12 protein-coding genes are annotated in these 16,420 nt (G+C 44.2%); all 12 read right to left on the minus strand.

All coding sequences use genetic code 11. The annotated features are described in order from the left end of the window. Window positions 1-132: 132 nt before the first annotated feature. Window positions 133-1,131: a histidinol phosphate phosphatase domain-containing protein gene (locus tag AC2TFD_RS28065; RefSeq protein WP_484674437.1), complete on the minus strand. Its 999-nt coding sequence runs from the start codon at window positions 1,129-1,131 to the stop codon at window positions 133-135. A gap of 29 nt (window positions 1,132-1,160) precedes the next feature. Then, window positions 1,161-1,949, minus strand: a complete 789-nt coding sequence (locus tag AC2TFD_RS28070; RefSeq protein WP_484674438.1) for a 5-deoxy-glucuronate isomerase — start codon at window positions 1,947-1,949, stop codon at window positions 1,161-1,163. A gap of 82 nt (window positions 1,950-2,031) precedes the next feature. Continuing rightward, entirely contained in the window at window positions 2,032-3,951 is a 1,920-nt protein-coding gene (gene iolD / locus AC2TFD_RS28075) for a 3D-(3,5/4)-trihydroxycyclohexane-1,2-dione acylhydrolase (decyclizing) (RefSeq protein ID WP_484674439.1), read from the minus strand. A 284-nt stretch (window positions 3,952-4,235) separates the two neighbouring features. Beyond that, window positions 4,236-5,699: a CoA-acylating methylmalonate-semialdehyde dehydrogenase gene (locus AC2TFD_RS28080; protein WP_484674440.1), complete on the minus strand. Its 1,464-nt coding sequence runs from the start codon at window positions 5,697-5,699 to the stop codon at window positions 4,236-4,238. Between the two features lie 57 nt (window positions 5,700-5,756). Further along, on the minus strand, window positions 5,757-6,758 hold the full coding sequence (gene iolC / locus AC2TFD_RS28085; protein ID WP_484674441.1) for a 5-dehydro-2-deoxygluconokinase: 1,002 nt from the start codon (window positions 6,756-6,758) through the stop codon (window positions 5,757-5,759). Window positions 6,759-6,891: 133 nt separating this feature from the next. Then, complete coding sequence (locus tag AC2TFD_RS28090) at window positions 6,892-7,656, minus strand: sugar phosphate isomerase/epimerase family protein (RefSeq protein WP_484674442.1); 765 nt, start codon at window positions 7,654-7,656, stop codon at window positions 6,892-6,894. 40 nt (window positions 7,657-7,696) lie between these two features. Next, window positions 7,697-8,671, minus strand: a complete 975-nt coding sequence (locus tag AC2TFD_RS28095) for an aldo/keto reductase (RefSeq protein ID WP_484674443.1) — start codon at window positions 8,669-8,671, stop codon at window positions 7,697-7,699. Between the two features lie 36 nt (window positions 8,672-8,707). Further along, a complete protein-coding gene (locus AC2TFD_RS28100; RefSeq protein WP_484674444.1) occupies window positions 8,708-9,493 on the minus strand; it encodes an endonuclease/exonuclease/phosphatase family protein in 786 nt (261 codons plus the stop codon). Between the two features lie 12 nt (window positions 9,494-9,505). Then, window positions 9,506-12,640, minus strand: coding sequence for an alpha-mannosidase (locus tag AC2TFD_RS28105; protein ID WP_484676375.1), 3,135 nt, complete (start codon window positions 12,638-12,640; stop codon window positions 9,506-9,508). Window positions 12,641-12,667: 27 nt separating this feature from the next. Beyond that, window positions 12,668-13,591 carry a metallophosphoesterase family protein gene (locus AC2TFD_RS28110; protein ID WP_484674445.1) on the minus strand — a complete coding sequence of 308 codons (924 nt, stop codon included), beginning with the start codon at window positions 13,589-13,591 and terminating at the stop codon, window positions 12,668-12,670. A gap of 12 nt (window positions 13,592-13,603) precedes the next feature. Beyond that, window positions 13,604-14,500, minus strand: a complete 897-nt coding sequence (locus AC2TFD_RS28115; RefSeq protein WP_484674446.1) for a carbohydrate ABC transporter permease — start codon at window positions 14,498-14,500, stop codon at window positions 13,604-13,606. 217 nt (window positions 14,501-14,717) lie between these two features. Beyond that, complete coding sequence (locus AC2TFD_RS28120) at window positions 14,718-16,412, minus strand: extracellular solute-binding protein (protein WP_484674447.1); 1,695 nt, start codon at window positions 16,410-16,412, stop codon at window positions 14,718-14,720. Between the last annotated feature and the right edge of the window lie 8 nt (window positions 16,413-16,420).

A 16,420-nucleotide genomic window follows, 5' to 3' on the forward strand; every position in this document is an offset into this window, starting at 1 on the left:
TAATGACAAGCCGCAAATAGATCTCAATATTTTTTAGTAAATGTTCTTCATAAAAGATTCCAAAGTAATCCACTTCTGTACCCCCTTTAATAAAATTGCTTTTCCATGTATCCTAGTGGTGCCTGTCACCCATCATCCCAAAGGTTTCAAAATCCGCTGCCGCTTTTCATAGGTTGCGACTTTGACCGCTCCTTTTGCTAAGAGGGTTTCTGTGTTGAGGTCGACATATGCCCCGATATCATCAGGAAAGTGGGAATCGGATGACGTTGTGAAATCGACACCGTTCTGAAGCAATACGTCTAGGAATTTCGGACTCGGGCACATTTCTTTGACAGGATAGCGATAATACAATCCCGCATTTACCTCAGTTGCTGTATCCGTTTCTACTAATGCTTTCGCAATTCTTTCATAATGTGGAAGAAGGTCGTTTTCGTCTGGACGATGATTAAATACCTTGAGATTATCTAAATGAGCAACAAAATTAAACAAATTACTGCGAATGGCTTTTTCCACCACACCAAAGAAATCCTCGTATAGATGGTGTAAATCGAACGTGGTAAATAATTGTTGGGTATCCGGATTATCGAAGCCCCAGCCATTTAGAAAGTGCACTGACCCAATCACATAATCCCACTCATAAGCTTCAAGCAGCTGCGCTAATTCCTCTTCGCCGCCCGGAAAATAATCTGCTTCAATGCCTAGTCTTAAGGTGATCCCCTCGGCTTCCCAGCGCGGTTTCGCTGCAGTAATCGCCTGAACAAAATCGCCCATGGATTCCGTCATGACTTGGTTCAGCCAGTTCCTTTGTTTATTTCCAAGCTCTGTATCACTGATATCCATATATTTTTCAAAATAAGCTCTTGTTTCCTTAAATCGGTAAAGGTGGTCAACAATGCCTACCTCACTTAATCCCTTACGCTTCGCTTCCTGTAAATATAAATCAATCCACTCTGGTGCATACGAACCTTTTTGGACACGGTCATTTAACCGCTCCATACTTTCCTTCAGCCAATCGAGTGTATGTAAATCCTCACGCTGCGGATAAAAATGGCCTAAGGCTATATTTGTACGATCAAGCCAGCGTAATGAATATGGCCCTTCTTCAAGATGCAAATGGTAATCGACTTTCATTTTTCTGTTCCTCCTTATGATGAATATCCTTATTTTTCAGGCCAGATTTTCGCATTAGGTTCGAGAAGCCATTTATGCTCTTCCTCCATGATGCGCTCTGTCCATGGATTATCGGCTAAGTGGCGAATCATCCAGCAGAAATACATCGCATACCCTGGTGCCGTAGCCTGAGGATGATCGAGATTTCCCGGAATCGTTAGAAAGCTATTATGCTCGACACGGTAGGCCTCGCTTCCGACCATGGCACAGCCAAAGCCTTGAGGCTTATCAAATCGGTAGTAGTAAACCTCCGGCTGCTGATGGTGGTGCGGCGGGTAGCTTGACCAGCGCCCTGGGTAAGAAATCACTTCGCCAATTACTAGATTGGAATAAGGAGCATTGTTGTAATCAAAGATGGTTCGAATCACACGTTCAGCCGTTCCATCCCATACTCCTTCGCCGGCTACTGTACTGGTGCAGTCCTCCGGTGTATATAATTTCGGTTTAAATTCCTTATCGTTATCTGTTTTCTGAACGAGCACCTCGCTGCCAGCAAGTGCCGTTATCTTCACCTCGACATCTTTTGGAACGTGAAGACACCATGGATCTTCTTCAAATACATTAGCACGCTTCACATCTTGGATTGTGCCGTTCCACTCAAGCCTGACTTCCCCCTCTAAAAGGAGAATTGCACTCTCTTTCCTTACTTCGCTGACCGTTTCGGATTCTCCTGATTGGAGCGAATAAATTCCAATGTCTTGCAGCATATCAGGATGTTTACCATCCATACTCGTGATTTCCGTATATCCTTGTGTTAATTCACCCAGTTTTTCATACATGCTTCTTTCCTCCTATAAAGCTTCCGCCTTTCACCCGCAGTGAAATCGGAAGCTTCTTTACAGTTCTGCTATTTCTACTATATTAATAGGCACGTGCTTTTACGAGTGCAGTCTCTTTTTCGGTATAGGCAGTCTGGATAGTCTCTTTTTTCGAAACCTCCGCTAAGCCAACATGCCACCACGCGTCATAACCATTTGTCATCGTTTTTGGAAGCACCTTGATGTCAATCAGTGTACTAACCTTTTGCTGTTTCGCGTCGGCAATCGCTGCTTGTAATTCTTCCATTGTCCGGACAGAGTATGTTTTTGCCCCATAACCCTCAGCCACCTTGGCAAAATCAATCGTCATCAATGGACCATCAAGGTTACCCGTTTCATGATTTCGTTTCCGGAATTCCGTTCCAAAGCTGCCCATGCCATTGCCCATTTGAAGATTGTTAATACAGCCAAATCCAGAGTTATCAAATAGAATGACATTTATTTTTTTCCCTTCCTGAAGGGATGTGACCAGTTCCGAATGAAGCATTAAATAGCTGCCATCACCTGTCATCGCATAGACCTCTTGATTTGGATTGGCTAGTTTAACCCCAAGTGCTCCGGCAATTTCGTAGCCCATCAAGGAATACCCATACTCCATATGATAGGTATTGCGGGATTTGGACATCCACATCCGCTGTAAGTCACCAGGCAGACTGCCTGCCGCCCCCACGATAATCGCTTCATCATCAAGACAATCGTTTAATGTTCCAATCACACTCGTTTGCGTAAGCTCTGTGCCCAGCGCTTCTTTATATTCCGCCAACTCTTCATCCAGATGCCCAGCGATTTCCGGTACAAAGTTATCGCCGTAACAAATGTTGGATATGCGATGCAGCTCATTCAGCCAGCTTTGTTTTGCCTCGCTAATGTCATTTTGATAGCTCGATTTATAGCCTTGCAGCTGTCTGGAAATAGCGTCAAGCCCAGCTTTGGCATCGGCCACTACTTTAACCGCGTCAAGCTTTGATGCGTGAAATTCAGATATATTAATCGTTAAAATATCTGAATTTGAAAAAAGCTGCTTCGATGCTGTGGTAAAGTCAGTAAACCGTGTGCCGACACCAATAATTAAATCTGCTTCTTTCGCAATCGTATTCGCTGCCAAGTTGCCGGTTACACCGAGCCCGCCCAGATTCAATCGATGACCGCTTTCCACTCCGCTTTTGCCCGCCTGTGTTTCCGCAAACGGAATATGGAAAGCTTCCGCAAACTGTAAAAACGCATCAGCAGCTTCAGAATAGCGGACACCGCCGCCAAGGATAAGCAACGGCTTTTTCTTTGATTGAATCAGCTTCACCGCATCATTGACACTTTCAATAGAAGGCTCGCGGCGCTCAATTCTGTACACCCGCTTTTCAAAAAAACGTAACGGAAAGTCCCACGCTTCCCCCTGAACGTCCTGTGGAAGGGCAATGGTAACAGCCCCGGTATCAGCCGGATTGGTTAAGACACGCATACCATTCAGCATTGCAGACATAAGCTGCTCCGGACGGCTGACACGGTCCCAATACTTACTTACTGCACGAAATGCATCATTTGTGGAGATGGATAAATCATGCGTTTGTTCGATTTGCTGCAATACTGGATCCGGCTGACGTGTGGCAAAGACATCACCGGGCAGGAGGAGCAGAGGAATATTATTGGCTGTCGCCGCTGCAGCAGATGTGACCATGTTGGCCGAACCCGGTCCAACAGAAGAAGTGCAGGCAATAATTTGTTTCCTGTGTTTTTGCTTCGCAAATGCAATTGCTGCATTCGCCATCCCCTGCTCATTCCGTCCTTGATACACTTTCAATTCGCCCGAATCCTCTTCCAGCGCCTGCCCTAATCCCAACACATTTCCATGACCAAAAATCGTAAAGATCCCTTTGACAAATTTTTCTTTCCTGCCATCAAACTCCACATATTGGTTATTTAAAAATTTCACAAGTGCCTGTGCGGTCGTTAAACGAATGGTACCCACCGGTCATTCTCCTCTCAAAACAGTAAAATAGGCTTTTTTTATAGTTAAATATCATTGTTGATTATTAATAGAGCGGTATAAAAGGTCAGGTCAATGAAGGACAAATCTGATGACTTCCCAACGAGTTTTGTCCTTCATAACGATTCTCTGCAAGAAAAATCTACATCTGCAATCAACAAAGGCTTTATGTAAAGCCGCCAACAAGAAAATTCTTTGAAATAATGAAAGGGAAGCAGACGGACAGCCGTCGTCCAACCTTCTTCCCCCTCCCCTTTAAAAAATTCCTAATTCACGAAACGCGCTGTAACCATTTTCTTTCTTGTATAGAATTCCACGCCGTCTGTGCCGTTGGCATGCAGATCACCGTAGAAGGAATCTTTGTATCCTGAGAATGGGAAGAACGCCATGGGTGCCGGTACGCCAAGGTTGATTCCGAGCATACCTGCATCGATGGTTTCACGGAACTGACGAATCGCCGTTGCACTATCTGTATAGAGGCAGGCCCCATTTGCGAATGGGGAAGCATTAGCCACTTCAACAGCTTCAGCCAAATCTTTTACACGTACAATGGAAAGAACCGGTGCAAATACTTCATCCTGCCAGATTTTCATTTCCTGTGTGACATGATCGAAGATTGTTGGCCCAACAAAATAACCTTCTCCTTTTACCGCTTCATCTTCCCGGCCGTCACGGACCAATGTCGCTCCTTGTTCAACACCCGATGCTATATATCCGAGTGTGCGCTCTTTATGGGCTTCACGAATAACCGGTCCAAGGAAAACCCCTTCCTCAAGACCATCACCGATTACAATCTCATTGGCAGCCTGTTTTAACTTCATGACAAGTTCATCCGCGACCGACTCTTCAACTGCTACTACTGCCGCTGCCATGCAGCGCTCCCCTGCAGAACCAAAGGCAGCACTCGTAATTTCCTTCACTGCCACATCAAGATTTGCATCCTTTAAGACAATCGAATGGTTCTTGGCTCCGGCAAGCGCCTGAACACGCTTTAGATGAGCAGTCCCCGTTTTATAGACATACTCAGCAACCGGCTGAGAACCAACAAAAGAAATGGCCTTCACCAATTTATGCTCAAGAATACCGTTCACGACATCATGAGCGCCATTGACAATATTCAATACACCCTTTGGCAGACCTGCTTCTTCAAATAATTCCGCAAGGCGGGCAGCCAACATTGGCGTCCGTTCAGATGGTTTTAAGACAAAAGTATTTCCACAAGCAATCGCAAGCGGGAACATCCAGCACGGAACCATCATCGGAAAGTTGAATGGAGTAATTCCGCCAACCACACCCAGTGGGTACCGGTACATGCCGGACTCGATGTTTGTAGCAATATCAGGAAGCTGCTTTCCCATCATTAATGTCGGTGCACCTGCTGCAAACTCAACACATTCAATTCCCCTTAGTACTTCCCCTTGTGCCTCTGAAAAGCTTTTACCGTTCTCCATGGTTACAAGTTTGGCAAGCTCATCCCAATGTTCAACCAGAAGCTGCTGATATTTAAAGAGAATACGAGCCCGCTTCGGAACGGCAACCTGCGACCATGTTTTAAATGCTTCATTTGCAGCTTGAACAGCACGGTCAACATCTTCTTCCGTTGATAACGGTACTTCGGCCAGCGCCTTACCTGTAGCCGGGTTTACAACGATTTCTGTTTTATCTGAAGCGGAGGCAACCCACTCGCCCCCGATATAATTTTTCAATAGTGCTGTAGTTGTGTTTGTCATGTACGATCTCTCTCCTTATTTCAATGGCTCTTTTCTTTTACGAAAACGACCCGTCTATTAAACTGGTTCATACACACCTGTATTTAATTGCTGCAGTAATTCCTTCGCTGTCGGCATGGCGTCAGAACAGCTGTGCCGGGAAATGACAAGGGATGCGGACGCGCTTCCCATTTTCATTGCCTCACTGACGTCCTTGCCCTTCATCAATCCATAAATAAAGGCAGAGGCATAGGAATCCCCTGCACCAAAGGTTTTAAGTACATTCGTTTTAAAAATTCCACTTCGGTGCGATTCCCCATCTTTTGTGTAAGCAATTGAACCATCGCCCCCGTGCTTGATGACAACAATCTCAGCACGGCGGGAGAACCAGCGGTTTGCGGTTACACTGTCATCCGCCTCTGTATGATTTAACAAGCTTTCCATCATATTAAACTCTTCGCGTGTTCCAATAATCACATCACATTTCTCAGCTGCCAAGTTGTAATAAATGGCGGTTTCCGCTTCATCGGTCCACGTATATGGTCGATAATCAAGGTCGAAAAATACCGTTACTTGGTGCTTCACGGCATATTCAAGGGCAAGGAAAACCGCTTCACGTGATGGACTCTTTGCAAGTGCGGTTCCTGAAACCATGAGTGCTTTTGCTTGTTTAATATAGTTTTCATCGATTTCGGATGGATGCAGCATTAAATCTGCAACATTGTCGCGGTACATTAAGATGCTGCATTCACTTGGACTCTTAATCTCTGTAAAAGCAAGACCTGTAACGGCTCCTGTCCGATCAATCGTCACACTGCTGGTATCAATCTCATTTTTTTCAAGGTAATGTGTGATGAACCGGCCCATCTGGTCGTCCGCCACCTTGCCAATAAATCCTGTTTTCTGCCCAAGCCTTGCCGATCCAATGGCAATATTCGCAGGGGACCCGCCAACATATTTTGTAAACGTACTTGTTTCTTCCATTGGCCGATGGATCTCATTGGCATTTAAATCAATGCAAAGACGGCCAATGGCAATCAGGTCAAGCGGCCGGGATTGGTCAAATGTTAAGGGATTCATGAATAACTCCTCCGTTCTATATTCATATAGATATTTCAAACTGAAATAAATTAACGATCGTGCCCTTTTTGCAAAAATACCACAGTATCGGAACTGTGGCATTTGAACTGATAGTCACACTATTAACGATTGATTATAGCCCCAGTTTTTCTGACATTTTTACTAGATTCGTTAAGCTGATTTCTAAACTATCAAATGGACTTCCTGGACAATAATCCTGTTCCACACAATAATTCTCCACACCATTTTCCTCGCCCCATAAGAGGATCGGTTCAAAGTCAATGCTTCCTGTACCTACCTCGGCAAAGGTTTGTCGCTCATCATTTGTCATATCTTTAAAGTGTAAAATCGGAATCCGGTTTGGGAATTTCTGAATATACGATAACGGATCTTCTCCAGCCTTTTTAATCCAGTACGTATCAAGCTCCGGAATGATAAATTGGTTCCCTTCCGGTTTTAACATGTAGGTAAGAGCGTACTGCCCATCCACTTCTGTTTGAAAATCGTAGTCTTCGTTATGGTAGCCGACACGATAGCCTAAAGGATTAACTTTTCTCGCGATTTCTAAGAGCTCCCGTTTTACCTGCCTATAGCCGTCAACATTTAGGTATTTGTCATCTAGATAAGGACAGTATAAATTCGTTGTTCCGAAAAGATCAGCTTCTCTTAATACCGTTTTCAGCTCATTGTTCAGTCGGTCAAGACTGACATGAATGCCGGCTGTCTTTAAGCCTGTTTCTTTTAGCACAGCAGCAATTTCTTCAGCTGGATATCCAAATAGACCATCGATTTGGACAGCTTCCCATCCCATGTTTTTTAACGTTCGTAATACCCCGGGGAAATCCTTTTCAAGCTCATTACGTAAGGTGTAAAGCTGGGCAGCAAATTTATGTTTCATGTTCAATCACCTTTCTAAGGAACCTTTGTTAATTTTAAAATTAAGAGTTTAATAGAACGGGTTTTTCAGCTAATCGCAAATCAAGCCATTTGACGACATCATGATCTAGTGCCAGCTGGGAGCCCTTGAAAGAGGACATCAGCTCGGTTACCTTTTCAGGTCCAATAATGGCAGCGGTCGGGAAGGACTGGTTTATTACATAGGCAAGGGCAACTTGAATCGGTGTCACGCCAAGCTTTGCGGCAAGTTCCTTTGCCCGGTCGAATCGTTCCCAGTTCTCTTCGGAATAATAAACGTCTACCATTTCCTGATTCTCGCGGTTTTCCGGTGTGAATGCACCCGAGAAAAAACCGCCCGCCTGAGAGGACCATGCCAATAATGGCAATTGAAGACTTTCATGATAATGAACCATCTCTTCATCCGCAGAGACACAGCCTGGCCAGCGAGGGATAAGGCACTTCGCAAGACTTAAATTCGGGCTGTTAAAGGTAAATGGAATGAGATTGTGTTCTTTTGCATAGGCATTGGCCTCTGCCAAGCGTTTGGTAGTCCAATTTGAAACCCCAATCGCCTTGATTCGTCCTGCTTTAATATGTTCATTGAGAATCTCTACGATTGGGCCCACTTCAACCTCTTCGTCATCGCGATGAAGGGCATATAAATCAATATACGTTGTTTGTAAACGCTCCAAGCTTTCAAACAAATCCTTTGTAATCGACTGGGGATTGACACGTTTGCCAAGTTCGCCGTCGTCATTATGAGCACCTTTTGATAAAATCGTAATTCTTTCGCGGTTTCCACGCTCTTTCATCCACTGTCCGATAATTTCCTCGCCGCGGATGTATTGATGGGCCGTGTCTAATGTATTACCACCAATTTCCAAAAATGTGTCTAATAGTTTTGTAACATTTTCTGGATCAAATTGAAAAAAATCGCCGGAGCCCAGAATAAGCGGTGATACTTCAATTTTGACTGGCTGCTGATTTTCGATTCCATCAATCGTTAAGTATTTCATCTGTATCCCTCCAAGAACCATTCCCGTTGTGTTTGTTTAGATTTTTAAATCGGCAATAATCGGAAAATGATCGCTCGGAAAACTTCCTTCCGGACAATCACCGATAATCTTCGTTGCTTCGACGGTGATATCCCCATGAACAAGAATCCAATCAATCCGGTCATTTCCGCCGTTTTTATCCGTAAAATCATTAAATGTTCCCAGCTCCTCGTTACCACGCTCAGTCGCAGCATACCATGTATCAGTAAATGCTCCTTCTGCTGTCAACAGTTGATACGGTTCCGAACCATTTCCTTCATTAAAATCACCTGTTAACACGATAGGCTCTGCCGGGGATAACTCTCTTGCCTGCTGAACAATTAATTTCGCACCCTTGATTCTCGCTTCAGAGGAGTAATTGTCCAAATGCGTATTTAAATGGTAGAAGGTGGTCTCCGATTTCAAGTCCTGAAACCGAATCCACGTCACCATCCTCGGACAAATATTTCCCCATGTGCGGGAGCCAATTTCAGCTGGTGTATCTGATAGCCAGAAATGGCCGTATTCTAAAACTTCCAAGCGGTCTTTTTTGAAAAAGACCGCCATATATTCACCTTGGCTTCCGCCTTCTCTGCCGAGACCGACCCAATCATGGTCAGGGAGCAGCAAGGTTAAATCCTTCACTTGCCGGAACAGGCACTCTTGTGTTCCGATGAGATCCGGGGCTTCACGCAGAATGACTTCTTTGATTAACTCTTTTCGCTCATTCCATGAATGAGGTGGAGTATCGTCCGCATACCGCATATTGTAGGTCATGACGCGAAGCAGGTTAGATTCTAGCATGGTACCCTCTCCTTATTGCCCCGCGATGTCCACTAGGAACGTCTTAATTTCATATGGAGCGATTTCAAATTGGATGCTTCCTTGTCCAGCAGCTTCGCCGATTGGACGTTCCATTAAGTCACATTCCTGCCAAGACGTAAGCTTTAAGTCACTGCTCATTTCCACAGTGCTGCTGCTGCCGGTATATTCATGGACACGCACCAAAATCTGATCGCTGTCTTCAGCCTTTTTAATGGCGTCAATCATAATATTGTCCGCTGACATCCGGAATAATGAGAATGCTGATTTCACCGCGGCACCTTTTGCTGCCTTTAGCGGCTGATTTAAATCCCACGCAGCTTGAACGGTATTCCCCTCGACCCAATCTCCCTGATGCGGCAGAAGAGAATAGGTAAATTCATGCTTCCCTTGATCCTGTAAGTAATCCGGGTCTGTTGAAGAACGTAATAATGATAAGCGAATGACATTGTCCTTAATGTCGTGTCCGTATTTACAATCATTTAGGATACTGACCCCATAGCCTCTTTCAGATAAATCTGCCCATTGATGTCCAACGGTCTCAAAGCGGGCCATATCCCAGCTTGTATTCCAATGAGTTGGGCGTTTTAAATTGCCGTATTGAATATCATACGTTGCCTCTGTTGCCCGGACAGCAACAGGGAACGCTGCTTTTAATAAGCGGTTCTGCTCATGCCAATCAATATCGGTCACAAAATCAATCCTTGGGTTTAAAGCATAGAGCACCATTTGTTGTTTTACTGTTGAGTCAAGATAGGTCCATTCAAACTCCACAGTCAAACGCAGGTTGTTTACCTCTGTTACCTTTACGGATTGCAGCTGCGTAATTTCCCGCATTTTTTCCTGGTAGTAAATGTCGATATCCCAGGCGTCAAAGTTCATTGGTTTGTCTTCAAACACTTGAAGAACATTCCCTCTTGCACCTTTCGCTAAACATTCCCTGTTAACGCGGCGGTCAAATATCCTCGTTAACTGCCCCTGTTCATTCCAGGTGATTTCATAATAAGGAGTTCTAACTCCTGAAGCTTGAACGTCAAACGGAACAGGCTCATCCACTTTCCTCGCTGCACCTTCGAAATGAATCAAATTCATTCCTGTTGCTGGCACGGAATCAACCTGTACAAGCCATTGATCTCCTTCACGGCAGGAGGCTAATTTCTCGCCGCCCGCAGTTTTCCATTCTCCTTGCTCCATACCTTGTTCACTAGGAATCACCACCAGCCCTGAACGCTCCCATGAAGAAGAATTCATGATGGTGTAAGTGTTTTGATCCGGCTGTACAAGAGAATTCATAGAATCAGTGTAGATAGAACTTGCCAGCTGTTCTGCCTCTTCATACTCTACCTGGCAATCTTCATACACTTCGCGAATCGATGTGCCCGGAATAATATCATGGAATTGATTGCGCAGGATAATCTTCCATCCATCGTTGATTTGCCCTTGCGGATACTTTCCAAAGTCTGTAACCAAAAGACTGTCCAGCACCGTCAGCCATTCAACTTCCCGGTACAGCAGTTCAAGCTTGCGATTCATTTTCTTGTTATACGCTTGGCTCGTATAAGTGCCTCGATGGTATTCGAAATAAAGTTCGCCATCCCATGTATGAACATATTGATCCGTTTCCGCAACCGTTTTTTGCAGTCGCTTGAAATAGTCATCCGCTCTGCCTGGTTCAACACGCGGCAATCCCGGCATATCATTTAAACGACGGCGCATCTCGAGCATTTCGCGGTTTACTCCGCCGCCGCCATCACCATAGCCATAAGAAATCAGTAATTCTTTATTAATCTGTTTATCTTTGTATTCCGTCCAGGTGCCCAAGACGGTCTCAGGAAGAATTTGTCCGTTATAGGTGTAAATATGCTTCCAATCATCATCTGTATCCGTTGTAGTAATAAAATGGGTTAGGATCTCCGTGCCGTCAATCCCGCGCCATTTAAACGTATCATGCGGCATCCGATTGTATTGGTTCCAGCTGATCTTTGTCGTCATAAACGTATCAATGCCAGACTTTTTCAAAATCTGCGGAAGGGCCCAGCTGTAACCAAACACATCCGGCAGCCATAAGTAGCTGGATTCTGCCCCAAATTCTTCACGGAAAAAGCGAGTGCCCATTAAAAGCTGACGGACGAGTGACTCACCTGAAGGAATATTACAGTCCGCTTCCAGCCACATACCGCCGCCCGCTTCCCAGCGCCCTTCCTTCACACGTTCCTGAATTTGCTCGTAAAGCTCAGGGAAATCTGTTTTTATGTAATCATATAATTGCGGCTGCGTTTGTAAAAAGAGGTATTCCGGGAATCTTTCCATTAAACGCATTACCGTTGAAAAAGATCGAGTCGCCTTTTGTCTGGTGTGTCTTAGGCGCCACAGCCAGGCAACATCAATATGTGTATGTCCAATCGCTTGAATCGTCACCGGGTGATGGCTCTTTAGCTGGCTCAATTCCTGCTGCAAAACATCACGTGCTTCGGCAACGGATTGATAAAAACCGTCTGATCCTGGTCTCGACCAATCAAGCTGTAAAAAGGCACGATCAAGTGCTGTAAGTAACGGCAGACGCTCCGGAGCGTGCTCGTTCAAAACCTTAACCGTTCTTAACACGGCCATGGCGGTATAGTAAAGATCATCTGCAGCCTCATCCAGCCAGGCAATTTCCGATTGCTTCAGTTTGTGTTCCTGAGGTGTCGGTACGCCGCCGCCCTCAAGTCCGGACCATAAGCGGAACGTCAATTCAACCTTTTGCCCCGCTAAGGCAGCAGGTATGAACACCTCTTGGTGGTTCGAGTCAACACCTTGATATGGTGTCCCATTTAGATAGATCATTGATTCAAAGCCGGAATTATTCCCGTCACCTGTTTTACCAAAATCAAAGATTCCTAAAACATCTTTCCCTTCCCACGCTGCCGGGATTTCGATATCCGTTTGCAGCCAGGCATATAAATCACGCCCAGACCAATGATCACCCAGACGGATGGTGGACCATTCATGATTTTCTGGAGGACTCGCTACAATTTCGTCTGTGCCATCCAATTGATAACGAAACTCCGAAATGGTTGTTCGCTCACGATAGCGATATGTATCTAATTCCTTTATTCGATTTGCAATTTTCTCCTCTGTCCAAAACACCATTATCTACCTCCTAAGCTGTATTTTTTATACATTCGCATTCGACACTGTGTTCTGCTGCACAACCTTGGACCCGTCCGCCAATCGAAGGTAGGTTTCAAAGTTCCTGTTCCCCTCCTGCAATTGGATGATACGTGCCCCGCGCTGGAAATCATCCTGTCCATATCCGTTATAACCTGTTGCCCGGCCATAACATAATTGAATTCCATGTAATTCACCGCTAAAATCATTTAAGTGGTCATGTCCGACAAATGTCCCCTTAGCCGTCCCCATTTCCACCATGGCTGAAAAGAGTCCGGAATTTACCACAGGGCTGCAAATTTCCCCTTCCTTCATGGAACCAACGCAGTTTCCTTTCTCCCATACTTCCTTATATTCTGGAAGTGGAATATGGAAAAATAACAGCTCTGCAGGGCCGCCGTTATCCTTTAAGGCCATTGACTCTTTGACGTACCAGTCAATTTGGTCCCGTTTAATATAATCGTAGCCACCCACCAGTTTGTTTGCGTTATCCATCCCAGAATCTAGGAAGAAGAGGGCCCATTCGACAGCCTCACCTGAAGCGTCCAAAACGCGTACAAGATAATTGCCGGCCCCGCTGACAACTCCTGCTTCTGTAAGACTATTCGGATACTCCTGCATAACAGCTAGCAGTTCCTCTTTCGACACATCCCCTTCTGTATCATGATTCCCGAACACAGCTGCCCAAGGAATGTTCATTTTTTCTACCGGCTCAAGAGCCCCGCGAAAGGCGGTGATTGGGTTTTTACTAGCCGGGCTGTAAATAACATCCCCGGTAAACACGATCAAATCCGGCTTTTCTTCTATTAAAATTCGTTCCATTAGACGATTACTATCTTCATCCAATTGATCACCATTTTCCCAATGAAGATCCGTGAATTGCACAATTTTGAAGGTGCCATCCTGTCTGAATTGTAGTTGTTTATTCATCAAATACATCTCCTATTCCTTCACCGAACCAATATTAACACCCTTGGCAAAATGCTTTTGGACAAATGGATAAACCAAGATAATCGGCGCCACCACAATAATAATCGTCGCCATTTTCAATGAGTCACCTGTTACAGTAATTCTTTCTAACGCTGCATACGCCCCAGAGTTTCTCAATAAGGCATCCGCTAAGGCTTGCTGTCTTGTCAACATCTCTTGCAATAGCGTGGCAAGTGGTTTTAATTCAGGGTCTCTGACGTAGAAGGAACCGGAAAACCAGTCATTCCAGTGCGCAACTGCATTAAATAGAGCAATGGTTGCAATTACTGGCTTACTCATTGGAAGAATGATTCTCAAAAAGATTTGGAATTCACCACAACCATCAATCCTTGCTGCCTCGATCACACTGTCCGGTAATCCCTGGAAGAACGTCCTCATAATTAAAAGATTCCAAACACTGTAAAGACTTGGGATAATGTAAACCCAAATGGTATTCGTTAAATTAAGGTCTGTTAAAACTAAATAGTAGGGAACAATTCCGCCGCTGAACAACATCGTAAAAAAGATAAAAAAAGTAATAACCCTTCGTCCCGGTAACGTCGTTGTTTTCAGGGCATAAGCAGCCATTGCCGTTAAAAATACACTGGCCACGGTGCCGACTACCGTCCGAAATATACTAATTCCAGCAGCATTCAGGACCGTTGATTGCTTAAAAACTTCTATATAATTCTCTATGCTAAATTCTCTTGGGAAAAAGTAAATGCCGCCACGCTGTGCATCCGTTCCCTCATTAAAGGATAGAGCAAGAATATTCAAAAATGGCAGAATAATAGATAAGCAAAGTAATATGATGATGGTATAATTTAATACATGGAAGAAACTCCATGATTTTTTGCGCTCGCGATACATGTATATCACTCCTAAAATAGAAGCTTCCTAACTTCAAAGCGTAAGCGCCTTAATCAGGGGCGGCAGGCATAAGACGAGCCGGCGAGAAGGCTGTTCTTTAGCCTCCTTGACGGATTGGCTTATGACCCGAGCCCCTAGGCGCTGCAGCTGGACAATTCTCAAATTTAAAAATTAATCCTTGTTTTTGAACAGAAAGGAAGCATTCCTCTAATTACTTTTAGAATCGAATCGTTGTGCCTTCTTTTTCTTTCTTCTCAATCAATTTGATATAGTCTTCCAACCCAGACTTTTCAAGCAACTTCTTTGAATCTTCTAGAATCTTCTTCGCTTCATCTTCAGACTTACTATAGTAAGCACGTAATAAGTTTTCATTGTACGTATCTAAGGCAATATTTAAGTTGTCACCATTTTCATACTCGAAAATGAACGACTTTGGTGAGGATCCATCGATCACTTTCGCGTTCTTAAGCTTTTCATCATAGTTCCACATTTCGATGATTTTATCAGCAGATGATGTATCTGCACCAGCAACGTTTGCACCGTATTCGACCTCGCCAAAGTCTGCAAGAGGATCGACATCAGTGTAGCCAAGATGCTCAGCCCAGTATGAACGAACACCTCTGAAACCTAGTTTCGCAGCAGCTTCTGGGTCATTTTCTTTTAACTCTAATACTTCTTTCTTCACAATTGGGTTGCCTTTTTCATCTAATGTATAGTCTCTTCCTTCAAGACCATATTGGCTTAATAACTTACCTTCGCGGCTTGCTAAGTAGTCAGCAAGTTTGACAATGTCTTCAGGATGCTCAGTTGTTTTCGGGATGGACCAGCCGGCATAACCTGATTTGTAGGGTAATTCCATTTGGTAATCGCCCTGTGCCGTATCGATTGGTCCAAGCGGAATATATTTCATATCAAGGTTTTCTGGAAGATAGTTATGCATGTCAGCAACGATTCCAAATGACTTATTGACTACGCCTTCCTTCGCTTTATTTTCCGGCATTGTAAAGAACTCAGGATGAAGGAGACCGTCTGTTAATAATCCTCGAATAAAGTTAACACGTTCCAACCCATAATCGGTTTGTGCTTCATGTTTGATTTTTCCATCTTTGTCCTTAAGGAATTTCTCGCCCTTAGAACCAGTCCATACAAGGTCATTGAAAATAAAATCACGGTCAGCGCCGCCCCATATTGTAGGACCAATTGGTGTAATCGGCTTGCCGTTCACATCTTTAAGGTTTGCTGCTTTAATTTTCTCAGCTAAATCACGTAATTCTTCATGCGTATCAATTTCTGCAGGATTAATGCCTAATTGGTCAACAATATCCTTTAAGATATACGGACCACCAACGTATTTTCGTGTTACATCCCCCGGGTTACGCTGAATCGCCATATGAACGAAATAGCTGCTTCCTTTAAATTCTTCACGGAACATAACGTTATTCTTTGTATCTGCCGGCAAGTAACCTTCTTCAAAATACTTGCTGTAAATCTTTGTCTCTTTCAACATTGGTGTTAAATCATGGAACATGCCTTCACGTGCACCTTTTAATAGAATCTGCATTTCAGGGCGTCCGCTGTGATCTAAGTAGTACGCAATAAAGTCCGGTAAATCCCCGGCAGCTAGACCAGATGTTAACGCTTCTGTTGAGTCTTCGACTGTAATTCCTTGTAATTCTAAGGTAATCCCTGTTCTTTTCTTCAATTCTTCAGCAATTTCTGGGTTCATTCCAGCTGAAACGTCGCCATCACTCATAAACACTAAACCTTTAATCGTTCTGTCTGCAATCCAAGTATCTGGTGCACCCTCTGGCTTTTCACGGCTCTCTGTAGAACTCTTTTTTTCTGTACAAGCAGCAAGCAACATAATACTGATCAATAACAATGTTAAAAATTTATATGAAACTCTTTTCATCTAAATTT

Source organism: Neobacillus sp. plas4 (assembly GCF_057221695.1).